Annotated in this window: 20 protein-coding genes; 1 reads left to right on the top strand and 19 read right to left on the bottom strand. The window is 54.1% G+C overall.

What is annotated here, in order from left to right:
• Positions 1–61 precede the first annotated feature (61 nt).
• Complete coding sequence (locus tag QTO31_RS03805) at positions 62–3,157, top strand: PAS domain-containing protein (RefSeq protein ID WP_301428149.1); 3,096 nt, start codon at positions 62–64, stop codon at positions 3,155–3,157.
• On the opposite strand, the gene QTO31_RS03800 is transcribed toward QTO31_RS03805, so the two are convergent.
• The 19 genes from QTO31_RS03800 to QTO31_RS03710 all read right to left on the bottom strand — a co-directional run bounded on the left by QTO31_RS03800 (position 3,146) and on the right by QTO31_RS03710 (position 24,892).
• Positions 3,146–4,381 carry a glycosyltransferase family 4 protein gene (locus QTO31_RS03800; protein WP_031458498.1) on the bottom strand — a complete coding sequence of 412 codons (1,236 nt, stop codon included), beginning with the start codon at positions 4,379–4,381 and terminating at the stop codon, positions 3,146–3,148. The two genes, QTO31_RS03805 and QTO31_RS03800, sit on opposite strands and share 12 nt — an antisense overlap.
• 4 nt (positions 4,382–4,385) lie before the next feature.
• Complete coding sequence (locus tag QTO31_RS03795) at positions 4,386–5,774, bottom strand: phenylacetate--CoA ligase family protein (protein WP_301428148.1); 1,389 nt, start codon at positions 5,772–5,774, stop codon at positions 4,386–4,388.
• Complete coding sequence (locus tag QTO31_RS03790; protein WP_301428147.1) at positions 5,771–6,637, bottom strand: carbohydrate deacetylase; 867 nt, start codon at positions 6,635–6,637, stop codon at positions 5,771–5,773. Before QTO31_RS03790 ends, QTO31_RS03795 begins: the two co-directional genes overlap by 4 nt.
• Positions 6,634–7,860 carry a glycosyltransferase family 4 protein gene (locus QTO31_RS03785; RefSeq protein WP_301428146.1) on the bottom strand — a complete coding sequence of 409 codons (1,227 nt, stop codon included), beginning with the start codon at positions 7,858–7,860 and terminating at the stop codon, positions 6,634–6,636. Before QTO31_RS03785 ends, QTO31_RS03790 begins: the two co-directional genes overlap by 4 nt.
• A complete protein-coding gene (locus tag QTO31_RS03780; RefSeq protein WP_031458494.1) occupies positions 7,782–8,594 on the bottom strand; it encodes a glycosyltransferase family 2 protein in 813 nt (270 codons plus the stop codon). Before QTO31_RS03780 ends, QTO31_RS03785 begins: the two co-directional genes overlap by 79 nt.
• On the bottom strand, positions 8,591–9,781 hold the full coding sequence (locus tag QTO31_RS03775) for a glycosyltransferase family A protein (RefSeq protein ID WP_301428145.1): 1,191 nt from the start codon (positions 9,779–9,781) through the stop codon (positions 8,591–8,593). The genes QTO31_RS03780 and QTO31_RS03775 overlap by 4 nt, the downstream gene beginning before the upstream one ends.
• Positions 9,778–11,133: an O-antigen ligase family protein gene (locus tag QTO31_RS03770; RefSeq protein WP_301428144.1), complete on the bottom strand. Its 1,356-nt coding sequence runs from the start codon at positions 11,131–11,133 to the stop codon at positions 9,778–9,780. Before QTO31_RS03770 ends, QTO31_RS03775 begins: the two co-directional genes overlap by 4 nt.
• Positions 11,134–11,145: 12 nt before the next feature.
• Positions 11,146–12,060, bottom strand: a complete 915-nt coding sequence (locus QTO31_RS03765) for a glycosyltransferase family 2 protein (protein WP_301428143.1) — start codon at positions 12,058–12,060, stop codon at positions 11,146–11,148.
• Between the two features lies 1 nt (position 12,061).
• Positions 12,062–13,069 carry a GDP-L-fucose synthase family protein gene (locus QTO31_RS03760; RefSeq protein WP_301428142.1) on the bottom strand — a complete coding sequence of 336 codons (1,008 nt, stop codon included), beginning with the start codon at positions 13,067–13,069 and terminating at the stop codon, positions 12,062–12,064.
• 21 nt (positions 13,070–13,090) lie between these two features.
• Entirely contained in the window at positions 13,091–14,131 is a 1,041-nt protein-coding gene (locus QTO31_RS03755; protein ID WP_301428141.1) for an NAD-dependent epimerase/dehydratase family protein, read from the bottom strand.
• A 21-nt stretch (positions 14,132–14,152) separates the two neighbouring features.
• Positions 14,153–15,673 (bottom strand): efflux RND transporter periplasmic adaptor subunit, encoded by a 1,521-nt coding sequence (locus QTO31_RS03750; RefSeq protein ID WP_301428140.1) that lies wholly within the window; start codon positions 15,671–15,673, stop codon positions 14,153–14,155.
• A 3-nt stretch (positions 15,674–15,676) separates the two neighbouring features.
• Complete coding sequence (locus QTO31_RS03745; RefSeq protein WP_031458487.1) at positions 15,677–17,086, bottom strand: polysaccharide biosynthesis tyrosine autokinase; 1,410 nt, start codon at positions 17,084–17,086, stop codon at positions 15,677–15,679.
• 529 nt (positions 17,087–17,615) lie between these two features.
• Positions 17,616–18,893, bottom strand: a complete 1,278-nt coding sequence (locus tag QTO31_RS03740; RefSeq protein WP_301428139.1) for a glycosyltransferase family 4 protein — start codon at positions 18,891–18,893, stop codon at positions 17,616–17,618.
• Between the two features lie 4 nt (positions 18,894–18,897).
• Positions 18,898–19,878, bottom strand: a complete 981-nt coding sequence (locus QTO31_RS03735) for a glycosyltransferase family 2 protein (protein ID WP_301428138.1) — start codon at positions 19,876–19,878, stop codon at positions 18,898–18,900.
• A gap of 3 nt (positions 19,879–19,881) precedes the next feature.
• Positions 19,882–20,571 carry an acyltransferase gene (locus QTO31_RS03730; protein ID WP_031458484.1) on the bottom strand — a complete coding sequence of 230 codons (690 nt, stop codon included), beginning with the start codon at positions 20,569–20,571 and terminating at the stop codon, positions 19,882–19,884.
• Between the two features lie 122 nt (positions 20,572–20,693).
• Entirely contained in the window at positions 20,694–21,476 is a 783-nt protein-coding gene (locus QTO31_RS03725) for a sulfotransferase domain-containing protein (RefSeq protein WP_301428137.1), read from the bottom strand.
• Entirely contained in the window at positions 21,477–23,186 is a 1,710-nt protein-coding gene (locus tag QTO31_RS03720) for a bifunctional sulfate adenylyltransferase/adenylylsulfate kinase (RefSeq protein WP_301428136.1), read from the bottom strand.
• A gap of 39 nt (positions 23,187–23,225) precedes the next feature.
• Positions 23,226–24,053 carry a polysaccharide deacetylase family protein gene (locus tag QTO31_RS03715; RefSeq protein ID WP_301428135.1) on the bottom strand — a complete coding sequence of 276 codons (828 nt, stop codon included), beginning with the start codon at positions 24,051–24,053 and terminating at the stop codon, positions 23,226–23,228.
• On the bottom strand, positions 23,993–24,892 hold the full coding sequence (locus QTO31_RS03710; protein ID WP_301428134.1) for a glycosyltransferase: 900 nt from the start codon (positions 24,890–24,892) through the stop codon (positions 23,993–23,995). The genes QTO31_RS03715 and QTO31_RS03710 overlap by 61 nt, the downstream gene beginning before the upstream one ends.
• Positions 24,893–24,963: the final 71 nt, after the last annotated feature.

Genomic DNA, 24,963 nt, shown 5'->3' with positions numbered 1-24,963 from the left:
TATAATAGTAGATGCCCGGTGCGATCCGTCGCCTCGGCTACAGATTTTTAAGGATACCATTATGGCTGACGCTCGCACCCACCTCCTCCTCTTTGCAATTGACGATCTGCGTGAGCTGATTACCCAAATGCTTGCGCCGTTTCATCACATTACGTATGCGTTTGTGACTGACTTCCCCGAACTAATCCAACTGGTTGATGATCAACCTCCAACGTTCATCCTCTGCCGACCGGAGGTTCGGTATCTGATGCCGGTCAGTACTTCCTTAATCTTGATTTGCGATCCTGAAGATCTTGCCCTTGATCGGTTTATTGCCGAGCCAGGGGTTGTTGATCTCTTGTTTGCCGACGATTTCCGTCGTCTCCCGTTCATTCTCCACCGTTCAGTTCATTATCGGCAACCGACTGCTCGTGAAATATATCGACTACGGGCAATCATTGATTACATCCCCTACGGGATCATCGAAGTTGATATGAACAGTCGGGCCATTCAGTGGTCCAATTCGGCCATGAGTCAACTTTTTGGTTATTCCACAGCGGAACTGATCGATTTACACTTTGAAGATTTTTATCCGATGGATGTTCGCGCCCAAATCGTGACGTTGTTTCAGCGCATGCTAACCGGTGATTCCTCATCACTCGCGAACATTCTCTGTCAACGTCGTGATGGTACTACTTTTTACTGCAACATTGTACCAGGTGGCATGTATGGTAACGGGCAGCGACTCATTTTTATCTTTTTTGCCGATGTGACAACCGAATATCAGAGTTTGCAAACCCTTCAAATCAATGCTCAGCGGCTAGAATTAGCTTTACGTGCCGCCAATCAGGGCCTTTACGATATTGACCTCCAAAGTGGAGCAACAACGGTAACTGACGCATACGCTACGATGTTGGGTTACGATCCCGCAGCTTTTATCGAGACTAACCAGAGCTGGCGTGAACGAATTCATCCTGCTGACGTAGATCGGGCGTATCAAGCCTACCTTGACTATCTCGCCGGACGCATTCCCGAATATAGAGTGGAATTCCGCTCACGGATGCGGCAAGGCGGCTGGAAGTGGATACTATCGGTAGGTGCAATTGTTGAACGCGATGAACAGGGTCATCCGCTCCGAATGATGGGTACGCACACCGATATTAGTGCACTGAAACGTCTGGAGTTTCAAGAGCGATTACGGGTGCAGCTCTTCACCAGCCTGCTAGGAGGTGGAGATTTGAATACCTTGATGAACATTTTGTTACAAGCTTTTGAGGATGAACAGCCTGATACCCGGTGTGCAGTTGTGCTATTCGATCCCGGTGGCTATCAAGTAACACAAGTTATCGCACCACACCTGCCGCAACCCCTGATTGAAGCGCTGAAACAGCCGGAGCCACACCTGACTAATCCACTCTGGCAGTTACTGATCACTCAACAGCGAGTAATGATACCTGACTTGCAAGTCGATCCATTGTGGGCAGTTTATGCCAAACCGGCCCGAGAGCACGGTTTGGTGACCCTATGGGCCGAGGCGATTTTCGGGACGGGCGGTGTTATAATCGGTGCATTTACCGTCTGGTCGGCACGTGTGGCTGTGGCCGAAAACGAAGAGCTGGCGCTTTTACAGTTTGCCGGGCATCTGGCCGGGCCGGTAATAGAACAACATGTGATTGCCGAACGGTTACGTCTGAGCGAAGAGCGATACGCGCTGGCTGAACGGGCTGTGCAAGACGGGGTATGGGATTGGGATATTACGAATGGTGTGACCTATCTCTCGCCGCAGTGGAAGGCTATGTTCGGTTTCACCGAGGATGAGTTGCCGAATACAATCACTACCTTTTTCGAGCGTATTCATCCAGATGACTGGCCAGCAGTGACGAAGGCGCTTGATCGTCACTTTGCAGGTCAGGAACCGTTTCACATGGAATTTCGCATGCGCTACCGTGACGACAAATATCGTTGGGTTTTGGCGCGCGGTGAAGTGTTGCGCAATGAAGATGGTCATGTCGTGCGCATGGTCGGTGCGTTGAGCGACATCACCGAGCGTAAGCACCTGGATGAGCGCATCCGTGAAACACAGAAGTTGGAAGCATTAGGTCTACTTACCGGCGGCCTTGCACACGATTTCAATAATCTGCTCGGTATTATTATTGGGAACCTCGATCTATTGCTCAGTGGCTGGCAGGGAGATGAAGAAACCAGACAGATTCTTGAGGCGGCACTAAAGGCGTCTTTACGCGGTGCTGAACTGACGAAAAGTCTGCTGGCGGTTGCTCGTCGGCAGCCGCTCGCGCCAACCACGATCGATGTTTGCCAGATCGTGCGTGAATTCCTGCCTTTGATACAGGTGACGGTTGGTTCGGCTATTAAGGTGGAGCTGATCGAGCAGACGACAGTCACAGTACGGGCGGATCGAGCCGGATTAGAGGCTGCACTCCTCAACCTGGTGATCAATAGCCGAGACGCGATGCCCCATGGAGGCAGTTTGATCGTTAGAGTACGCGAACAGCGGGTGACAGACGAAGATACGATGCTATTGGCAATTCTGTCACCTGGTTGCTATGTCAGTATTGACGTTGTAGACACCGGTACCGGTATGACGCCAGAGGTGGCTAAACGGGCATTTGAACCGTTCTTCACCACAAAGGAACGTGGGCGCGGCACCGGTCTGGGGCTGGCAATGGTCTACGGCTTTGCCCGTCAATCGGGCGGCACTGCCCAAATTTATTCAACATCGGGTTTGGGAACGACAATCCGGTTGTACCTGCCATGTGCGGGAGAGTTGCCGTCTGAAGAAGTACCATCCGTTCCAATTACCGAACGTCGCGGTGCCCGTATTTTAGTCGTTGATGACGATACAGCACTCCTTCAGATCACCGTGAAGACGTTGCTCGCACTCGGCTATACGGTTGCTGCGACCAGCGATGGGCAAACAGCGCTGGCCCGATTACAGGCTGAACCGTTCGATTTGTTGCTGACCGATGTGGTGATGCCTGGGATGGATGGGCCGACGTTAGCTGCACGGGCCCGACAGGTTGATCCCAAGCTCAAGGTGCTCTACATAAGCGGTTTTGCTGCCCTGCAAGGGATAGACTTGAACGACGAGCACGTGCTTGAGAAACCGTTTCGTTCCAGTACACTTGAAGTGGCCGTGCAACAGGCACTAAGTGATTGATCGCTGTGTCACCGCAGCATCCAGCACACGCAATACCTCGGCAGCCAGACGCTGGCGATCAAAGCACCGTTCGGCCAGCAGACGTGCGTTTTGTCCGGCCTGGTGGGTGAAGGTCGGATGATCGCGGAAGAAGACGATCTGCGCTGCTAGATCCGCAGGATCGCCAGCTCGTGCATAACGACCACACTGGTGTTCGGTTACCAGTTGGCGGAGCCAGCCAGGAGTGTTGACAATAACCGGTTTTCCGGCAGCCAGGGTGTCGAACAGTTTATTGGGAGAACAGGTTGCCAACACCGGTACCGCTTTGAAGATCGTCAGACAAACGTCTGCCGCAGCGACCAGATCGGCAATCTCAGTTTTAGGCAATGGATCGATAAACCGCACGTTGTTCAAACTGTAACGCCGACTCTGTTCTTCTAACCACGGCCGTTGACGGCCCTGACCGGCCAGCGCGATCAGGATGTCGCTCCGTCCTTGCTGCTGCAAGACATGTGCTGCCTCAATCACCTGGCCCAGATCGTTTGCTTCTCCCATCGTACCGAAATAAAGCACGAGAAACGGTGGTTCACCGAGTTGTTCACGCCAGTGTCGACCATCACGTTGTGGATGAAACAGATCAAGGTCGGCTGCATTCGGGATGACACTCACCTTTGTTGGTGAGATACCGGCATCGATCACTCCCTGTCGCATGCCGGGTGAGAGGGCGATAATGTGGTACGAATAACGGTAAATCGCTCGCTCAAGCCAGCGTGCCGCCAGGATGAGCAGTGGATGGCGAAGTGCTCCCATCTGAATCGGCGCTTCGGGCCACAGATCACGTACTTCAAACACTAGTGGCACCCGATGCCAGCGACTGGCCAGCATCCCCGGAATCCCGATCGTTAACGGTGTGCTGGTAGCGAATACGACATCGGGCCGCTTAACACGCAACACGACGAGCAGGCTGACCATGGCAAAGAAGATAAAGGCGATGATCCGCCAACCGTAGCCAATCGCCGTTCCTCGATGATAATCGGCATAGCCGGCCCGCACCTCAATGACCTTGATACCGTCAACAGTGGATTCGCGCCACCATCCGCCTGACCACGGGTGCTGCTGATTGGCTGCTGTCACTATCGTCACTTGATGGCCTTGGCAGACGAAAAAACGGGCAAACTCGTATGACCGTGTGCCCCCTACCCCAGAGCGGGTTGTAAAGTATTGATGCAGATAGAGGATGTGCATTGGGTTACACCTCGATCTCGCGTACCACGTGACGTAACTTTCCGGCCCGTGTCCGTGGCAGGCGCTCGACTAGTTCCCACTCGATCTGCATAGTTGGGCCAAGATAGCGACGAGCCACTTCGATGACGGCTGTCATTGAAGCGGGTACAAAATCGGCTGCCGGTACGACACGAATGACGATACGATCACGGGCAACCTGAGCAATCTGGCTCTCTTTGATTCCTATTCCCGGTTTAGTTACATGACTGAGCCGACCGATCCAACGCCCATCTGGTGTCTTAATCCGGTCATCGATGCGACCTTCAATCGCTACCCACGAAGGGTTATGCCGACCACAGGGGCAATCGTCGGCTGCCAGCGTTGCCAGATCACCGGTTTGATAGCGGATGAACGGTGTTCCTGAGCTGGCAAAGCTCGTGACGATGATCTGACCGGTTTCACCCGGTGCAACTGGACGGCCATTGTCATCGACGACTTCAACGATAGCAGCCCGGCTTAAAATGTGATACCGGCGGTGTTCACACTGCCAGGCAATCTGACCAACTTCACCGGTGCCGTAGGTCTGTACAACCGGACAGCCAAACGCCCGTTCGACCACCATCTGTTGTTCGATGCTGATTCCCTCGCTGTCGGTAATGATTGCACGCAACGTCGGCGGACGATCTCCACTCTCTAGCAGGTACGTTGCCAACAGATGCCACGCCGTTGGGTATCCGGTACCGTAGATCACCCTGCTCTCGCGTAGTGCCCGTATGTAATGCGGGTAAAACTCTGGGGCCAGGTGATAAGCCGAGCATTGCAACTGGTGGTAGAGATCAATCCATATCCAAAACGGGGGCTGAGAACGGGTATAGGGAGCGACATACGCACCAGAAAAGCGAGCACGTGGCAGACCAAATTGGCATCCCAATGTTGCCAGCATGGCATCGGCCGGCGCCTGGTGATTGCGCGTTGCCTCACGGTCGAGGTAGAAGGTCAAGGGAGTACCGGTTGAGCCACTAGTCTTACGCGGCCAGAGCGTGCGGCGGTCGAGGTCTTCGGCAATCAGGGCAAGCGGATTTTGCCGGATCTGCTCTTTGTGCAACATCGGGATGTTCGACAAGTCGGCCAGGCTGGTTAGCGGTTGATCGGGCAGGATGTCACGATAAAATGGTACTCGCCTACGCACTGCCGTTAGCAAGCGGTTCAACTGTGTCAGTTGCCAGGTCTCTTGTTCGTCTCGCGAGCGATAGTACCAGGATGGATCGTGCGAGGCGACCAATTGCCGATAATCGCCATGGCGACGAAACCATTCACGACGTACTGCTTCGGCGTTCACCAAAATCCGCTGCAACCAGTGCGGTGAGTGATCATAGATTTGCTGTTGCGAGGGGAAGACAAAGCGACGCATCATAAGACCTCGAAACCAACAGGGTGAACCCCTATTGCACGCAGACGGCGAACCAATTCCGGATCGCGAAAGACTTCGTACTCACGTACACGCGATTCGGTCAGACTACCAAAAAGATCGGTAACGACCCCCGTTGCCGGATGTATCACCAGCTCAGCCGGAGCATTCTTTGGCCAGGGCACCCGTAGCACGATTTGTTCGACAGCCGCCTTTCCCGGCCCATACCCTGGCGTACTGACCACGCCGGCCGGCATTCGTATCCCCTGCCTGGCTGCGGTGGTGGCCCAGTGGGCAATCACCTGCCCCTTAAGCCAGTACAGGGGATTGCGCAGGTAGTATTGCACGGCCGAGCCGTAACGCGGTGTCGTGATCCGACGATGTGAACGCATCGCTACGATGCCAAGCCGTCGGGCCAAATCGACTATCAGTTCAAATAGACCGGGCAACACGTGAACATTTTGATGGGTGTTCCAGAACACTGGTTGGCCGGCCAAAGCTACAAACCGTTCGTACTGGGTCTGTAATTCAAGCCGTATGTGATCAGGCGAAATGTGGCGAGTCAGCCAGCGCCGCCGAAATTCTGGTGCTGACCAGAACTGACCATTGGGTGCAACGAGATCGGCGACGTGCGATGGAGGTGCAGCCGGCATACCTAGCGTCAATGTCCAGTGGATGCCAATTGAGACCTGGGGAAAGTCATGCCGTAGGCGTATCAGATCGGCATAAGCTGGCATATTGGTCATTACGCAGGTTGCACGCAGGGCGCCTGCGGCAAGGCATTCTTCGATAGCCCGATTCACTTCAGGGCACATTCCGTAATCGTCAGCCGTAATGATCAGTTGGTGGGTCGTACCATTATGCTTCATAAGAGTTCTGCATATAACGATAACAAATATTGTGACTCGCGTTGCCAGTTAAACTGGTTAATCACCCGTGCGCGTCCTTCAGCGCCCATAGTGCGTCGCAACTCCGGGTTATCAAGTAGGCGAATGATAGCGTCGGCATACGCCTCGTGATCATTGGCCGGTACCATCAATGCACACCGACCATCGCCGACAAATGGTCGACTCGGCGGGAGATCACTTAACACGACCGGCATCCCCAATGCCATGAATTCAAACAGCTTTGTCGGAATGTTGTGCTGGAACTTGGGTAGATCGGGTAGTGGAATAAATCCAATCTGCCCCTGACGCACGCGAACTGCCACTTGCTCGTGTGGTATGGGGTGAGGGTCAATCACGATATTGTCCTGAAGGCCACGCCGTACCAGCTCGGCTTGCGCCCAGACTATTTCAGGGCACTTCCCGAAAAAAAGCCATCGCGCCCGTCGGCCCCGGCGTCGAAGCGCTTCAGCGACGGCAAAGGTCGTTTCAAGATGATAACGCGGAATCGTTCCGTGGTAGACCAGATCAAACGGTGCATCATCTGCTGGTGGTGACTGATTCAAGAACAGATCGAGTTGCGGAAAATTGTGCACGACCACCACTCGTCGGGCACGGAATTGACGTAAGTAGAGATCGGCAACCCCCTGATCGGCAGTGATGATCGCGTCAAACGTTCGGGCAGCCAGGTGTTCAAGCGTCGCCATGCCAAGCTCTAGCCCGCCTCGCAACAGCGAGTTGAGATAGTGCTTTTGGCGAAGATAAGCGATATTATTTTCGTGGCAATCGAAAATTACTCGCCGCCGCGTTGTTGCCTTTAACCATAATCCGAGAGGAATCAGCTCGGGATCGTGCAGGTGATAGAGATCGGCCCGTAACTGACGAGCAAGGATTGCTGCCCGCTGTATGCGTTGCCAGCGCCGCTTCAATCCTAATCCCAACCGCTGTTCACCCACCACACCTACGCTATGCAGATGGACTGCCTGCCGCTCAAGTTCAACTACCGGTAACGGTGTGAGCAAATGTGTCTCGTAACCAGACGCCGCCAGACTAACACATTCGCGGTAGAAGATACGTTGATCGAATGGCGGATGAACGGTTGAGATATGAACGACCCGATACGGTCGTGCTATAGTCCGCTGAGCCGGGCGCGCCATCGTTCGGGTAGCAGCGGGATCATCGGGTAAATAAGCGTGCGGTTGAGACATCGCATCCCTCCAAAGATGCTCGCGTAGAGACGCAATTCCCACGGCGCGTACACCGTCGCCAATGCACGCGCACGCTCGGCTTCACGGCGCGGTGAAGGACGGCTACTAATGCCACCACCATCAAAAATTGCTACTTCCTGTGCAAGGTGCTGATACCGAACACGGCGTCGGAGCACCATATCAAGCAGGTAGGCGTAATCGGCCAGGATGCGGTAATCGGTGGCGAATGGCTGCTCGAGATAGATTTCGCGGCGTACAAACCAGACCTGTTGACAGATCATTTTGCGGTACAGCCAGAAACGGTTCAGGCGGTCTGGATAGCGGATCAAGCGTCCGCTTCCGTTGCTGCCGGCACCGAGATAGGGATGGTTCACCAGGGAACGAACATCACCGTACAGAAAATCTGGTTCGTTGTAGCGTTCGATGGCCGTCGCCACGTCACGCAAGACATGTGGCCCGGTAAAGCGATCACCAGCATTGAGAAAACAGATGTAACGTCCAGAAGCGTGCGCAACACCTTGATTCATCGCATCGTAGATACCTGTATCCGGTGCAACGATGACGCGAACCCCCAACTCGGTCAGTCGTTCTGCTGTACCGTCGGTTGAACAGCCATCTTTTACCAGGTACTCAACCGCTGGAAAATCCTGCGACAGCACACTACGCGCTGTCTCTACTGCCTCACCGGCACAGTTAAGCGTGACTGTAATAACACTAAACAATGGCTGGTTCACACCATATCTCCTGAACGGATCGATTGCTGATAACGGGCGAGCTGTTCTTGATAGCGGCGGCGGTGTTCCGGAATGAACTTACGTTGCAAGGCAGGCGGCAAGTGCTTGATCAGTGCTGAAGGAGTCTGTTCACGCACCAATTGCACCAATCGCTGACGGTGACGCCACCATAGCAGATAGATCAGATGTTCTCGCCAAGCTCGTAAGCGCTCTTGTCGAGCAGCCGTCTCGACCATCGCGGTGTAGCACGGATCGGCCAGTAGCCGCTCTATATCATCAGTTCGTCGCATTTCAACTTTGACCCGACCTACCGCCAGGTCGGCACGCAACGCTTCGATTTGCGGTGGATGTTTGCCCTGAAAGCGGGTGAGCCAGTTGCGCGTACCGTACTGATCCATAATCTGCAATCCGTTCTGCAGATTGACTTCGCGCAACAAAGCCAGATTCTTCTGTAACCGGCCACGTTCTCGTTCCCAGGGTTGATTTTGATAATAAGCGCCCTTCACTGCAAATTGATGCGGAAACACCATGTAGTAATGGTACATCCGCACACCTAGTGCATCGGCGTAGCGCATTCGTCGGCGTGTCACATCCCGGCCCCGCTCATCAACAATGGTCGGCGGGCGATGACTATCGTAGCGGTACCCCAGCCGCCAGCGGAAGACGCGCCGATACCGGCCCCACGGTTCGCCCTGGTACTGCCGATTCCAGAACAAACCTCCATCGGCCAGATAATCGAAGCCACCCCAGAAGTGGTACGCCCGAAAACAGAGGCAGCTCGTATCAGGATGCTGTTGCAAGAAATCAATCACCCGTTCTATATCTGTCGGATGATAAAACTCATCGACATCAACTTGCCATAACCAGTCACCCGTGGCCCGTTCGGCATACGCACGGCTCTGTTCATCTTTCTCACCCGGCCAGAAGCCGTCTCGATGCCCGCACATCTCAGCAGTGACGATCACCAATTTGTTGTCAGGGTCTTCTTCAGCTTTAAAACGGTAGAGTGCCTGCAAGGTGCCATCCAGCGAGTGCCCGTCGGCGGTTGCGGCATGGGCAGCACGCGGACTGGCTCCCTCGGCAACGATGATCTGGTGCGCATAGGGGTAGATTGCGCGCAGGTTGTAACGCAGAAACGGCTCACCGTTCAGCACAATCATGCCAAAGGTGATTCGTGCGTTCCTCATCGCTGTGCTCCTGCAGCAACGGTTCGCAGACGTGTGCGTGCTGGTAATGGTAAGGGTTTCCGGGTGGGGATCATGACCACCCCCGCACTAAGCGCCCATACTGCCCAAAGTGGCCAGTGCAAATGGGCAGTTGACATTGTGTTGCCAGAAGCCTGACCGTGAACAACTGCAAAGACAAAGAGGGCAAAGAAGACCACTCGCCAGACGGCGCGATCATCAGTCGGGGTTTGTACCCACACCGCTGGCAATCGGCGGAGTGCCCATATTAGATAGCCGATCAGAAAGCTCATGCCAACCAGCCCCTGATCGGCGAGGGTACCGATAAAGATATTGTGTGACCAGAGTTTTTGTTCAAATCCCCAGCCCCATACCGGCGAAGCGAGAAAGTAGTTCCAGCCGATCAGCCACAGCTCGCCCCGATCTTCAAAGATGTTGAACGATTCGCCAAGGTCACTCTCTCCTTCACGCACAACCAGGTGGGGAGCCACCTGATAGATCAGGATCACAATGATGACAATAGCAGCGATTGCCAGTGGCACCCGCCATGGTTTCTTTCCTTGCCGCGTCAATGCCCACGTAAAGATCAGCGCCGCAGCTATTCCCGCTCCACTCAATGACTGACGGGCGCCGGTGAGAAAAATGCCGTAGCCACAAAAGAGTGCGAGCGTAAGAATTGCTGCCATTGACCACAAGCGACGGGTCTGCAAGAACAGACCAAGCCCTAACAGAAAAGCAATGCTCAGGTGGTGTGAGAAATGGTTGTATTCGCGAATACCCAGATTGCGGTAAGGGAGAGAGGAAAGGCCTGGATCGCTCAACAGATAACTGAGCGGCACATCGATAAAACGCAACGCTGCATACAGACCATAGGCGCTAGTAAGCATGTACGCGATTGCAAACCGCCGCGCTGCTGCCGCATCACGGATGGCAATCAGCATGACGAGGGAAGCTACGATAATGTAGAGTATTAATGGACGGGCAATCGACATTTTGTTCGGCAAATCAAACTGGAAGAGAACGCACAGCGCCCATCCCCACCATAGTGCCATCCAGGGCAGTATCCACGTGTCGGTTGCCGGTACGATCTGCCGGGTTGTTGCATCAAGTCGTTGCGGTAACAACGACCATTGCCGCACCACATGCAAATATCGGATGAGAGCTAGCACAATCATTGCGAGCAGCGGCCAGGTCGCTGCACTCGGCCCGACAAAGACTGTTCGCGTCCATAAAGAGACCGACAGATAGATCGCTAACGGAATCTCTGGTCGACCACGCCAGACCGCATAAAAACACACCAGTCCGAGCACGGCTAATTCGAGCGGGTTGAGGATGATCGGCCCGGTAACAATCATCGTGTCCTCTTCCTAGCATTCAATGCCATAAGCGTGATAAAGCCGATTGCGAAAACTAGCGTGTTTTTGCCAGAGCCACCAGACCACTCGCAAACCTGCATAGCGATAGGCATCCATTGGTTGGGCATAACGACGCTGTAACAGTGCATGTTCTCGTTGCCAGACGGTCTGTAAGGTGGCAGTTTTGGCCTCTTCATGCAGGCGAAAATCACCTAACGGCGGACCAGGAATACGGCGACTAGGGCCAGCACTACTCAGGCGAATGAATAGGTCACGATCCATACAGAAGCGCAGCCGTCGATCAACACCTCCCACCTTTTCGTAAACACTGCGCCGCCAGAAACACCCTTGTTGTGGCCAGCGGTGGACACCCAACTGGGCAGTCAGTGTTGCGTTGGGCGGTAAAGCGAAGATACGAGCCGTTACTCGTCCGTCAGCGTCGATAAAGTTGACATCACCATTCGCGAAGGCCAGCCAGGGCCGACGGGCGAAGAAACGACCGACGCGCTGTAATGCACCGGGCTGTAACCGGTCGTCTGAATTGATCCAGGCCAGGATTTCACCGGTTGCACGAGCAAAGCCGTCGGCCAGGGCTGCTGATTGCCCGCCGTCGGGTTGTGACTGCCAGTAGCTGAGCCATGGGGCGTAGCGTTGAATAATCTCGACGCTGCCGTCCCGACTACCGCCATCCATCACGATATACTCAAGATTCGGATAGCCCTGTAGCAACACTGAACGCATCGCTTCTTCGAGATAAGCTGCCTGTTGGTATGAAGGGGTGACAATCGTAATACGCGGCCAAGGCCGCCCATCAGGCAGAGTTGGTGCTGCCGGTGGTGTAGCCACCGTCCAGGGCCAACCGACTCGATCAGGCGGGGGTGGTGGCAGATCGGTAATTGTTGGTAACGAACGAAATACTACCGACATATCAGTGTGCCTCACCTACTGCACGCATTGCGGCTACCGGCTCACGATGAGCACGGTACCACTCGATCGTTGCCCGTAACCCATCGGTAAAAGTTGTCTCGGCCCGGAACCCAAACCGCTCCCATGCCCGGCTCACGTCTAGCTTGCGCCGTGGCTGACCGTTTGGTTTGGTTGTATCCCACACAATCCGACCACGAAATCCCGTTAGATCGGCAATGAGTGTCACCAGATCGCGGATACTGATCTCGTAGCTACTCCCAATATTCACCGGATCGGGATCGTTGTAGCGTTCAGTTGCTAGCAGAATACCTTCGGCGGCATCAGCGGCGTAAATAAACTCGCGGGTTGGGGAACCATCACCCCAGACGATAATCTCATCGTCTCCACGCTCGGTAGCCTCGATGCACTTCCGAATCAGTGCTGGAATCACGTGCGAGGTTTCCAGATCGAAGTTGTCACGCGGGCCATAGAGATTCACCGGCAGCAGAAAGATCGAATTAAAGCCGTATTGTTGACGATACGCTTCGCCTTGCACGAGCAGCATCTTCTTAGCCAGTCCGTAAGGTGCGTTTGTCTCTTCAGGATACCCGTTCCAGAGGTCATCTTCTTTGAACGGTACCGGTGTATGCTTAGGATAAGCACAAACTGTGCCGATCGTGACAAATTTTTTCACTCCGAACTGCCAGCTCTCGTGCAGCAACTGAACTCCCATCATGAGGTTATCGTAGAAAAACTCTGCCGGATGGTCACGATTAGCGCCGATACCACCTACTCGTGCGGCCATGTGGATAACAATATCTGGCCGGGCATCGTGCAAGAGCTGGCGGATTGCCTCGCGTTGACGTAGATCGTAAACTCGTGAACGCGGCACAACGACACGACGAGCACCACGTTCGTGTAGTTTTTCAACCACGTAGGAACCGAGAAATCCAGCGCCACCGGTGACCACCACACATTTATCTTGCCAGAACTGATGGCTATCGGGCCAGAGACGTTGATTGGGATACATGGCTACCTCACAGCGCAGGGACTATTGAACGATAAACTGAGCGTTCCGATACTGACTGTCGAGTGCATCTTTGATGACACCGTTGAGCAGTACACTGGCTACCTCGCGAATGCCCTGTTCGACGCTGATCCGTGGTCGAAAGCCGAGTCGCTCGCGGATTTTGGCAAACGACACTCGAATATCACGCATATCACCACCGAAGGTCAGGTCTTTGTATTCAACGACCGTTCCTTCAACGTGACGTTGGACCAGTGCTACGATCTCATCTTTGGTGTAGTTACCTTCGTCACCACCGACATTGAAAATCTCACGATTCACAATCGCCGCTGGTGCTTCTAAACCAAGCAAAATTGCATCACACACATCACGCACATGCACGAACGAACGTGCGTACCCTCGCTGATAAATGATCAATTTACGGCGCGTAATCGCTTCAAGGACAAACTGATTGATTATCAGATCGAAACGGGTGCGTGGTGATACGCCAAACAGGGTCGCGAAGCGGAAGAGGATCGGCGTTGTCACTGAACCGGTCGTTTGATCGCGTAAATATTGCTCAGCGGCAATTTTCGTTTCGGCGTAGAGTGATTGTGGATTCAGTGGCGATTCTTCGGTTACCGGCGACCCGTCAGGCGAGAGGCCGTAATTGCTGTAGGTCGAGGCAAAAATGAATCGTTCAACTCGTCCGGCATCGGCAGCCGCGAAGACTCGCTTCGTTCCTTCAAAGTTATAGCGCCAGGCCACCTGCGGCCCTACCATCTGACAGGCTGGGAAGCCAACAATTGCCGCTAAATGAATAACCGCATCGAAGTGTGTTGCCGGTAAATCACCGACTGCAATACCTTCGACACTGGCGCGCAAGGTTGCCGGATCGCAAATGTCTCCCTTAGCAAAGCGGAATCGTGGGTGGTACCAGTATCCCAAGAGTGAAGTACCGCCAAAAAGAAGGTCATCGACAACTGTAACCGACCATCCCTGGTTTAAGAGTACACCGGTCAACAGTGAGCCGATATAGCCAGCACCACCGGTGATGAGCGCATGGGGGGTTCTTGTGTCCATCATTCGTTACCTCCTTTAGGATGGTTATTTACTGGTTGCAAAGACGACCTGAGCGTTCATGTTCCACCGGAGACGTTGATCCCAACTGTCAGGGATAATCCGTACCGTGTAAGTCGTGCCGATGCCTGTCTCTAAACCGACCGGTTCGATATACTTCACCCTGCCGCTCAGGAGCACATCGGGCAAGGCAATAAACTTGATTGTCACCGGATCATTTTCTTGTACCAGACTGACGTGTAACTCGCTCAGGTTGGTCACCACAATTTGCCACTGATCGAGGGTTGCCAGGGTGATCACCCGTTGATTGGCCTCAACCGTTTGGCCTGGTTGTACATTCACGGTGACAACGGTGGCATCAATCGGTGCCCTGATTTGGTAGCGCTCGCGATTGAGTTCGGCTCGTCGTAGCTCAATCTCGGCTCGTTCAATACGGGCCTGGGCAATCGCAAGTTGGGCACTGGTCGGATCGGCAGTTAGGCGAGCAAAATCAGCTTCCGCCTTACGCAACTCTGCCTCATACACTGCCACCTCATTGGGATGATTGATCGTTAGTTGGGCCAGCCGGGCCTGAGCCTGCAAAATGCGCTTTTCGGCAGCCGCGATCTGATCAGGTGTCGCCGGACGTAATGCGTCAGCCAACAGCGCTTCCGACTGTTCTACCTCAGCTCGGTAAGCTGCGATTTCGCTGAACTCGTTTTGACGGACTGTTTCCAGGGCTACTCGTGCTTCCTGTAATCGGCGTTCAGCATTTTCGACGGCTCGCAGCAGGCGTGTCTCATTGTCAATTTGAGCCTGGGTTAGTTGACCACCACCAGAAACAATCTGCTGATTCGTCCAGGCGACTCGCGAATAGTCGTCTTGGGCATTGCGTAACTCATTCGCCAGCCGCTCAATCTGTGATTCGAGCTGCGTCTTTTCACCGGCCAGCGTGTTAATGCGAGTTTGCAGACGGGCCTTGTTCTCGGCTATCGCAGCTTCTAATCGGGCACGAACTTCAGGTGTGATGCCCTTTTGCAAACGCTCTAACACAGCGCGTGCCTCACGCAATTCGGCCTGAACAGCGGCTATATCACTCTGAGTCACGTTTGTTTGGGCATCGGCCAGACGTGCCCGTGCTCGCTCGATTTCAGCCTCGGCTTGTGCGATCTGCTCTGGAGTTGCCCCACTACGTAACTGCTCGTAATTCGCCTGGGCCTCCGCAAGCGCAACTTTTGCCTCAGCAATCGTGAGATTCAATAAACGCACATCGAGACTAGCCATCACGTCGCCAGCGCGCACCCGATCACCTGGTCGTACCAACACTTCACTGACCGATCCACCATTAACAAAGCTGAGATCGATCACGGTCATCGGTTGGACACGCCCATGCGCAATCAAGGTTCCATCCACAATTGCTGGGGCGGTAGAAGGTGATTCAGCCGACGTTGACGCTGATGTTGGTGCCACGACAGTCGGTGCTGGTTCTGTATCTGGTGTTACTTGCTGAGCGCATCCGCTCAAGATCAACCCCAGCGCTGTGATGACAATGAGCCAAAAGCGTGGCATGGTTCAATCTCCTGCATCACCAACGATCTCACTCCGGTTGGCAACTACCACAGGAGTAGCCGGTTGGGTTGGTCGCATATTGGGAAGGAACAGACGACGTCGGCGTCTGGCAACTCCATTGAGCACAATACCCAGGCAGGCAATTTGAGTCTGGCGTAAGAGTTCGAGCATCTGGCGCAGACGATCTTCTGTCGTTTGACCAGAACGCACAACCGCTAGCGTGGTATCTACCGACCGCAAGAGCAATGTTGTATCAGCAAAGATCAGCAACGGCGCGGTGTCAATAATGATAACCTCGGCATACTGCCGTAGCGCCTTTAAAGTCTTGTCCAGGTGGTGACTCCCCAATAACTGAGCCGGTAGACCGGCGACGTTCCCGGCTGTAAGCAGGTAAAGGTTCGATTGAGCGGTTATGCGCAGAAACGGCTCAATAGCCTGAGCTGTGCCGCTAAGTAAATTGGCGAAACCGCCCTGGTTGGGGATGTCGAACAGTGTATGTAACGTTGGCGCACGGAGATTCGCATCAACCAACAGTACCCGCCGTCCGGTTTGGGCCAGCCCTACCGCCAGGTTAGCCGCCGTCAGACTACGACCTTCGCCGCTGTCGGCACTGATGACGGCGATCACGTGTGGACGTTCATCGGCAGGTAATGTATCGAGGTACAGCCGAAACATTCTGTAGGATTCTGCATCGAGTGAAGTAGGGTCATGTAACGTGACTAGTTGCGCAGTTGGTGTTGTGCCTTTGAGTTTCCCAACCGTCAGCAATGGGCGTCCCCCACCACGGCGGTCGAGATCGTTTTCGTCGCGGATCCGGGTATTGAAATAGTCATACAGAAAGCCAATGACAATTGCGATCAAAACCGCAATGAATGCGCTGAGGATCATATTGCGGGTGTAATCAGGACTGACCGGAGTACGTTTGGCATACGCCGGATCAACGACGATAAGTGTGGATGCTTGTGCATAGGGGTTATCAAGCAAATCACGTTCCAGAGCCTGGAATGAAGCTACAATTGCATCGGCTAACTTGATAGCCCGTTGCCGATCAGTATCGCGCACTGAAAGGAGGAACAGTTCAGTCTTACCAACCTCTTTAGTACTGCTACGAACTGCCAATTGTGCAGGTGTTACTCCTTCCACCATTCCCGCAGCCCGTTCGAGCACTGGCCGAACTAAAAGCAATTCTCGTACCGTTAGAGCGTAACGTTCACGGGCCCGTAAATCTTCGAGAGTTGGTGAAGGACGGGCGAAGATGCCCTGATCCTGATTGACCATCAGCATTGTTGAGGCTTCGTATAACCTTGGCTGCGTTTGTGAATAGGCGTAGCCGATACCAACACCAACTAATGCGAACAACGTGATTAACCACGCCCAACGCCACGCGAAAAGAAGATAGTTCTTGAGTTCCAAATGTCCCTCCACGTTATGAGACCGCTTGATAGTGGCCTTGCAAATATGTTTTGGTCTGTAAGCGTGGATGCGTGTCTGGAAGAGGCGACAGACCTTGCTTTAGTATTGTATAGACACCGAACCATATCGCACAATAGTTGTAACCGGGACACGTGACATTGTAATGTCATGGGTAAGAAATCGCTATGACAAAACGTTCATAACCTGCACCGCTGATCACAACCTCACTCCCTGTAAAGGCGGTTCGCGAACCGCTCCTGCTTTGACAACGGGATGTTTCAGATAGGCTTTCAGGGGTCTGTGACTGCCGCCTGTTGTCTTACCACTGATGCCCGTCACCACACGGTAGGGGGACCAAGTTCGCTGCTGCGGGCCGGATGCCCGCGCACTTAGTGCCTATTCGGAATACTCTGTCGCAGAAGAAGATCGGTTGGGGCACAGCGCACCTGTGCCTGTACATCCAGGTTTCATCCGCCGTACCGTGAGACGATTATTCGGATAGGCTCTAAATGTCTTATCCGTGAAGTGACTATGTTGCTGAAACACGCTCAGCAGTAACCTGATGGTAGAGTTCTAGATAGCGCTGTGCCTGTATGTCCTGGCGGTATTCGGCTACGGCTATTGAACGACACCGACGGCTCATATACAAACGCTCATCAGGGTTGTCTAAGAGACGCTGTATCGCTGCACGGAGGGCGTCAACATCACCGACCGGTGCTAGCCAGCCGGTTTGTCCAGGCCGCACAAGCTCGCTTATCCCACCGGTATCAAAACCCACGACCGGTGTGCCACACGCCAGCGCTTCCAGTACTGTACCCGGCATATTATCTTGCAGCGAGGGGATGACAAAAAGATCAGCAGCGCTATAGACGAGGGCCAGGCGTGTATCATCGTTAATCACGCCGAGGGGATGGTGCGCAATCGCTGCTGCGATTGGTGGTGGATTTCGACCGATTGAAACAAGGAGCAGATTCGGTGCATCACTCATGCTGGCCAGAGCTGCGGTTAACTCAGCAAAACCTTTTCGCCGGTTGTTTACCGACATTGCCACGAAGAGCACAATGCGCGCCTGTTGTGGCAAACCCAGTGTTGCCCGTGCGTAAGCCTGGTCGTAGGGCATAAAAACCGTTGTATCAAGGCCGTTAGGAATGATGTGTACTGGCAACTGACCAAACAGCGAACTCCGCTGTACTTCGGTTGCCATCCAGCGGTTGAGAGCTACAATGTGTAGTCGGCCTGGTGGTACTGCGGCCAGGGCATCCCGTTTACGTACCCAAATCTGGCGCGAAAGGTCGTGTTCGTTTTGTGAACCAAGCTGTGGACACGATCCACAAGCTGCCGTATAACGATCGCAACCCTCGTCGTAATGACATCCTCCCGTGAATGGTTGCTGATCGGATAATCGCCAGACAATCGGTACACGGCGCGGTACAGTACGAAAGAATGTGGTGTAGTCAACAAACCCGGCTACCCAGTGCAAATTGACAACATCACACGGTGGTAATGCCCGTACCAGCTCTGCGCCATACCGACTGCGATCATCACTGAATGGCTCAAGCCCTGCCGGACGTGTTTGCTTGTAGGGTTGCATTGCCCGCCGGATGCGCCAATTCCGCCAGCGTCGTTGTAAGTTCGTGATCAGGTTGGTTGCTGGGGGTATTGCCTGCACGGTTGGGTCATCGCTCCGCCGGTTTGCCACCAGCATGCGCGATTGACAACCTATTGCCAGCAACGCCCGATGAAGCCGATACGCAGCTCGTGCTGCCCCACCGCTTATATCGTTAGTGCTGAGATGCACAACTCGCATACGCTCACCGTATTGCCAGGCGCCGACGCGCTAATGGCCCAATTGCCGGTAATGAATAGAACATTTCGGGCAATGCCCGTCGATAGTAGGCCGGAATAAACGGCAAGGCAAAACCGGCTTTCAACCAGTCAATGTACCGTTCCCGCCCCCGATAGAGTTGACGCCAGCGTCCGTAATACGTCGTCCAGATCACGCGAATAATGGCCTCACGGCAGGTAGCCCACTCTTGCGGATGCTGCTGGGCATACGCCCGTAATACCGGATGTTGGTCAAGAAATGCGAGAAACTGGCGCGAAGCACGGGCCAGGCTCTGGACGCCAACCGATTTGCCGAAGCTGGTATCGTAAATGCGATGGCGGAAGATGGCTTCATCGCAATAGATAATGCTCCGATTGATACTCAGCACTACCAGAAGTGCATTATCCACACCATTCCCACCATCGAAATCAGGATACCCACCCACTGCTCGTAGCTCAGCTGTGCGTGCCAGATTGGTGGTGAAACAAACAAACTTGTGTTGGTTATACCCCCATCGGCGAATCCAGTCTGGACCACTCATCAGTCGCGGCGGCAGTGGGCGGTCGGCAGTTGAGCCGATGACCTGGTTCTGTTCATCGATCACTTCTACTCGTGAGATGACTGCTGCCGCGTCGGAATGGGTTTCAAACGCCCTGACCATTGCCGTAATGTAGCCGGGAGCTAGCTCGTCATCATCGCTCAACAGGATGAAGTAATGACCCGTTGCTGCTGCCAATAATTGATTAAAGTGTGGCACGATAGGCACGGAAGTTTCGTTTTGGCGGAAGACGAAAGGACGCGGATAGTTCGCTCGCACCAGATTGATAACCGCATCACCGTTACAACCGTTGTCAGAGACGATGAGTTCAATCGCCGGATAGTCCTGAGCCGCTACCGATTGAATTGCCTGCACAACGTATGTCAGACGTTTATAGACCGGGATCGCTACCGTTACCGTCGCTCCCATGCTTCACCTCGGGTAATCAATATCTTGGGCGGTACGTTCACGGATAATCCGCGCCGGTACACCCACCGCGATGACGCCGGCCGGCAGGCTGCGCGTAACGACACTGCCGGCGCCAACTACCGTACCGGTACCAATCGTCACACCTGATAGCACCACCACACCGTAGCCTAGCCAGACATCATCCTCAAGGACAATTGGTCCGCGACTGGTCAGCGGTTGATTGTGAATGGGTTGACCGGCAGCGGTACCGTGATCGTAGGGGTAAAATGCGCATTGGGGGGCAATCTGACATCTACGCCCGATAATGATCTGTTCAACATACGCCGATAATTGACAGTGTGGCTGGATCCCGGTTCGTTCGCCGATGGTCAGGCTCCCACCACGACCACATTCAATGATCGTATCCCGATGTAACTCAACGAAGTCACCGAGTTCGATCTGACCACCATCGTGACGCTGGTATATGACAACACCATCGCCGATAAAGGTATGGCGACCGCGTTTGATGCGGCGACCACTGATCTGGGCCGATGGCGCAATGTATCCCTGAGCGTAGCGATGAGCCAGTGCGACACGTGCCTTGTAAGGTGCATACGGCCAGGCAGCCAGCCAGGTTGCTACTTTCCCCCGTCGATCAGGCCCGGCCCATCGCATCCACACATCAGTCCAAAGTTGTAGTAATTTTTGCCGCATACCGGTTCTCAAAGTTCCCATCAAGAGATGGTCTGCATGCACAGATAGCGAAAGATTCGGTGCCAGTGTCTCTGGCAGTTGCGCTGGTTCATCGAACGCGGTACATGTTGCTCGCTACACGTTCACGACACGCGATCACCGTATCCGGCAGCGATCATGCCTGCACGGTGGTATTGCCAGAACAAGTCTTCATCAGCGGGTGAAAAGAGGTTTCGCCAATCGCCAGAGCCACCTTTGCGAACGAACAGTGGCGTTTCTGCACCCTGAGCAGCTTTTTCTTTGGCTCGCATGCGCTCAAACGACGAGGCTGCGACTGCGGCAGCAATCTGTTCCTCGCTTGCCTGCAAGTGACAGAAATCGAGAATACGACGTAACTGTCCGGCCGTATCGGCGTAGAGATCTTCGTACTTCACGACAAGCAACTCACAGCCGCTGTTGAGCCAACCCAGCACGTGATCCGACCAACGTCCCCAGTAAGTTTCACCGACGATAATCTCACGTAGACTAACCGGTTTACCGGATCGTCGGTTACGCCAGTGGTAGAACGAGGTCATCGCATCACGGCCATCACGCACGATGTAGATTGCACGGCGAAAGATTGGTCGATAATAAAGATGAGTCTTCACGAAGCGCGGCCGCATCTGGTTGAACGGTGTAGTCGGATCGGCCATGTATGCCAGATCGCCTTTGATATGGCTATCGGGGACATAGCGGCCAAATCCCTGCAACTCCAGTTCTCTGCCGGCAAGGAGATTGGCTAGTAAGAATCGTACCCACGTATTGCCCGATTTGGGAAACGAGGCCAGGTAGTAGAAATCGGGTTGTGGTCTAAAACCGAGATCGGCATGCGGGCCTTTCAACCACTGACGTAGCGTGCGCCGTACTTTCGTGAAGACAGTGCTCATTTATGCCTCCAGAAATCCCTTCTCTTCCAGATACCGAATGATTTTGCGCGCATTCTCTTCTGGGGTCACATCGATTGTAGATAAGGTCAATTCAGGGTTTACCGGTGGTTCATACGGATCATCGATACCGGTAAATCCGCGTATTTCGCCACGCCGGGCCTTGGCGTAGAGACCCTTGACATCCCGTTGCTCACATACTTCGAGCGGTGTGTTAACAAAAACCTCAATGAATTGATCACTGCCAATCATCGCTCGACATTCGTTACGAGCGGCCCGATACGGACTAACCGCTGCGCAAATCACGGCACCACCGGCTTTTACCACAGCGCTGGCGACAAAACCAATGCGTAAGATGTTGGTATCACGATCTTCACGTGAAAAACCTAACCCTTTCGAGAGATGGGTACGAACAACGTCTCCGTCAAGAACGGTTGGTGTTCGACCACGCTCGAGCAACAACACATTGAGAATGGCAGCAATGGTTGACTTACCGGCGCCGCTCAGACCGGTGAACCAGACACAAAAGCCCTGGCGGTGTCGTGGTGGGTACATCTGCCGCAGAATCTCTGCCGTCTCTGGACGTGTAAACCATTCTGGCAACAAACGTCCTTTAGCCAGGTACTCATCACGCACTTGCGAACCGGAAATAGTTGCAATTTCAGCTCCGGGTGGAACTTCATCAATCGGTACGTAGCGACCTTCACGTTTGAGATAGACAAGCTCGGTGAAGGGGATCATCTTCACCCCGATTTCCGCTGCGTGATGTGCCAACAGCTCTTGTGCTGCATAGGGTTCATAGAACGGTTTTCCGTTACTGTCATTGCCAGGTCCTGCATGGTCGCGGCCAACGATGAAATGATTGGCGCCGTAGTTGCGGCGAATAATCGCGTGCCAGACTGCTTCGCGGGGGCCAGCCATACGCATCGCCAACGGCAGTAAACTTAATAGGGTACGGCCAGGATCGTAATATTTATCGACCAATAGCCGATAGCTGCGCACACGAGTGAAATGATCAACGTCGCCGGGCTTGGTCATCCCTACAACGGGATGGATAAGCAGGCTGCCATCGATCTGCGCGGCGGCGCGCTTAGTGAGTTCTTCGTGAATACGGTGCATCGGGTTGCGGGTTTGAAAGGCCACCACGTTTGGTCGTCCCATCGCCTGTAACAAACGACGGACTTCAGCCGGTGTGCGCCGTAGATCGGTGAAGTCATAGTAGCGCGGCAGATTGAAGACGCGCAAACGCCCGGCGGCATAGAACTTCCCCCAGCGCGCCATCTCGGCCACCAGTGGGTGGCGCGGATCGGTTGTTCCGACTACTGCCAGGGCTTCCCGTTCAGCGTCCCAAGAATATACTTCGCTGACTTCCATAATTGCCAGCGGGTTGTTATGCACATCACGCAAGACGATGCGATCGCTGCCGAAACGACTCTGCTCAACTGGCAGCGTCACCGGAATTGGCCAGAGGGTGCCGTCGGCCAGGCGCATTTCTTCGAGCACACGCTCATAATCAGCCCGTCCCATGAAGCCGGTCAGTGGCGAAAAGCCACCGGTGGCGAGGAGTTCCAGATCACACAGACTGCGCATCGAGATTTGTATCGAGGGTAAGTGTGAGGCTTCGGCGAGTAGTTCTTCTCGCTCCTCAGCCGATACAACTAGATTGATCAGGCGACCACCATACGGTGGAATTAGAAACGTGTCATTGTGCATAGAGAGATGTGTCCTTCCTTAAAAACTATTGTTTGCCCGTTACAGCGCCGGACGAAACCATGGTACGCGCACCGGCTTACCGGCGTGGATCAATTCGGGAATAGTAACGAAACGGTATTTGCGGCTCAAGGTGGGGAGTACCATAGCTAACGCTGATACCAGATTGGAACGATCGGCAGCGTTTGGATCACGTGGGTTGACCAGCCGATCATGTAACAGAACAATACTCCCCGGACGTATCTGCTCTACCAGCCGGGTCGCTAATTGCTCTGCCGGTTGGTGTACCCAATCTTCAATGTGGAACGTCCAGGCAACCACTTCATAACCAAAAAGGAGTGTATCGAAACGTGAACCATAAGACTGACCACCATACGGCGGTCGAAACAAGCGTACACGATAGGGCAACAGTACCTGCTGCGTCTGCCACAATTCCTGCCAGCGCCGCCAGCGTTGGGTTTGTGGCATGCGGATGTGGGTGAACGTGTGATTGCCAATCGCGTGCCCCTCAGCTCCGATCCGCCTAACGATGTCGCGGTGCGCAACCGCATGTTTCCCAATCACGAAGAAGGTTGCCCGGGCTTGAGCAACGTTACATAGTTCAAGAATCTGCGATGTATAAACAGGGTGTGGCCCATCGTCAAAAGTCAGGGCAACCAGAGGTTCTGTCGTCTCAACTCGTACCAGTGTTCCGAACAACCGTCGTCCTATCGATGCCAGCAAGCGTCGGAATGACCAAATGCCGGGTGATATGTCCATTTGTGATCGAGATGTCAATGCTTCCTCTTTATCAACGTGGATCGGCAAGATTAAATGGCCAGCGGTGGGCAACGGTATTGCAGACTGCCCTGAAGTAATCCGATCAGCCATGCATTCATTCGTAACCATTCGGCAAACTGCTCACGCTGCCGTATCTTTGTCAGGCGTCCCAACTGACGCAGCCAGCGCCGTGCATATGAGAGCCAGGGCGAGAGTGAACGTTTGCTCTCACCCTGTTGTTGGCTGTAACGACGGGCTAACGCTACGTTGGCAATTGCCCGTTCACGAGTCTGCCGTAACATCCCACGCAGGGTATCGCGATAACGAACGTACACGAGCGCTTCAGGCACGAACGTCAGTGGTACCTGACATTGCAACTGAACACGGAAGCAGTAATCGGTATCCTCCAATCGCGGCAATGTCTCATCGAAACCACCAATCTGCTCGTGTAGCTTGCGTTCAATAGCCAACCCTGAACCACCAGCGTGGGGCAGGTACGGCGGATAACTCACGCGCTGTAAACTATCAGCCTGCGGATTGCGTCGCGTCCGGCTCAGCCATGAATGCTGGTTGAGCCGTTCAATATCGAACCGTGAAGCGACAAACGGGTACTGATCGAGGGCACGACCAATTGCGGCTACCCATCCGGGTGCAACCACATCATCCGCATCGACGAACGCCAGTGCTGTTCCACGGGCCTGCCGAGATCCCTCGTTGCGGGCAAATGCACTTCCTCGGCGAGCACCGGCATCGACGAGGCGCAGGTTGGGCATACGTGCCAGGAAATTGGCTGCTACTCGTCGTGAGTCATCACGAGAACCGTTATCGGCAACAATAACTTCCCAGGATCGCTCCCATGTTTGGTTCGCAAGTGCTGTCAACTGCTCTCCCAGGGTTGCCGCTGCATTATAGCAGGGAATGATAATACTAAGCCGAACCTCTCGCTGCACAGTCTCCTCCCCATCACTCATCGTTTGTTATCTGTTATGCCAACCCTGGGTGAATCTATGATGATTGGTCA

This window comes from Chloroflexus sp. MS-CIW-1 (assembly GCF_030444705.1).
GTDB lineage: Bacteria > Chloroflexota > Chloroflexia > Chloroflexales > Chloroflexaceae > Chloroflexus.
The sequence above is the reverse complement of the archived record's forward strand: the minus strand, read 5'-3'. Positions and strand labels throughout refer to the sequence as shown.

Coding starts and splice junctions, on each gene's coding strand:
- QTO31_RS03805 (WP_301428149.1), top strand. CDS start 62: ATGGCTGACGCTCGCACCCACCTCCTCCTCTTTGCAATTGACGATCTG.
- QTO31_RS03800 (WP_031458498.1), bottom strand. CDS start 4,381: ATGCACATCCTCTATCTGCATCAATACTTTACAACCCGCTCTGGGGTA.
- QTO31_RS03795 (WP_301428148.1), bottom strand. CDS start 5,774: ATGATGCGTCGCTTTGTCTTCCCCTCGCAACAGCAAATCTATGATCAC.
- QTO31_RS03790 (WP_301428147.1), bottom strand. CDS start 6,637: ATGAAGCATAATGGTACGACCCACCAACTGATCATTACGGCTGACGAT.
- QTO31_RS03785 (WP_301428146.1), bottom strand. CDS start 7,860: ATGTCTCAACCGCACGCTTATTTACCCGATGATCCCGCTGCTACCCGA.
- QTO31_RS03775 (WP_301428145.1), bottom strand. CDS start 9,781: ATGAGGAACGCACGAATCACCTTTGGCATGATTGTGCTGAACGGTGAG.
- QTO31_RS03770 (WP_301428144.1), bottom strand. CDS start 11,133: ATGATTGTTACCGGGCCGATCATCCTCAACCCGCTCGAATTAGCCGTG.
- QTO31_RS03765 (WP_301428143.1), bottom strand. CDS start 12,060: ATGTCGGTAGTATTTCGTTCGTTACCAACAATTACCGATCTGCCACCA.
- QTO31_RS03760 (WP_301428142.1), bottom strand. CDS start 13,069: ATGTATCCCAATCAACGTCTCTGGCCCGATAGCCATCAGTTCTGGCAA.
- QTO31_RS03755 (WP_301428141.1), bottom strand. CDS start 14,131: ATGATGGACACAAGAACCCCCCATGCGCTCATCACCGGTGGTGCTGGC.
- QTO31_RS03750 (WP_301428140.1), bottom strand. CDS start 15,673: ATGCCACGCTTTTGGCTCATTGTCATCACAGCGCTGGGGTTGATCTTG.
- QTO31_RS03740 (WP_301428139.1), bottom strand. CDS start 18,893: ATGCGAGTTGTGCATCTCAGCACTAACGATATAAGCGGTGGGGCAGCA.
- QTO31_RS03735 (WP_301428138.1), bottom strand. CDS start 19,878: ATGGGAGCGACGGTAACGGTAGCGATCCCGGTCTATAAACGTCTGACA.
- QTO31_RS03730 (WP_031458484.1), bottom strand. CDS start 20,571: ATGCGGCAAAAATTACTACAACTTTGGACTGATGTGTGGATGCGATGG.
- QTO31_RS03725 (WP_301428137.1), bottom strand. CDS start 21,476: ATGAGCACTGTCTTCACGAAAGTACGGCGCACGCTACGTCAGTGGTTG.
- QTO31_RS03720 (WP_301428136.1), bottom strand. CDS start 23,186: ATGCACAATGACACGTTTCTAATTCCACCGTATGGTGGTCGCCTGATC.
- QTO31_RS03715 (WP_301428135.1), bottom strand. CDS start 24,053: ATGGCTGATCGGATTACTTCAGGGCAGTCTGCAATACCGTTGCCCACC.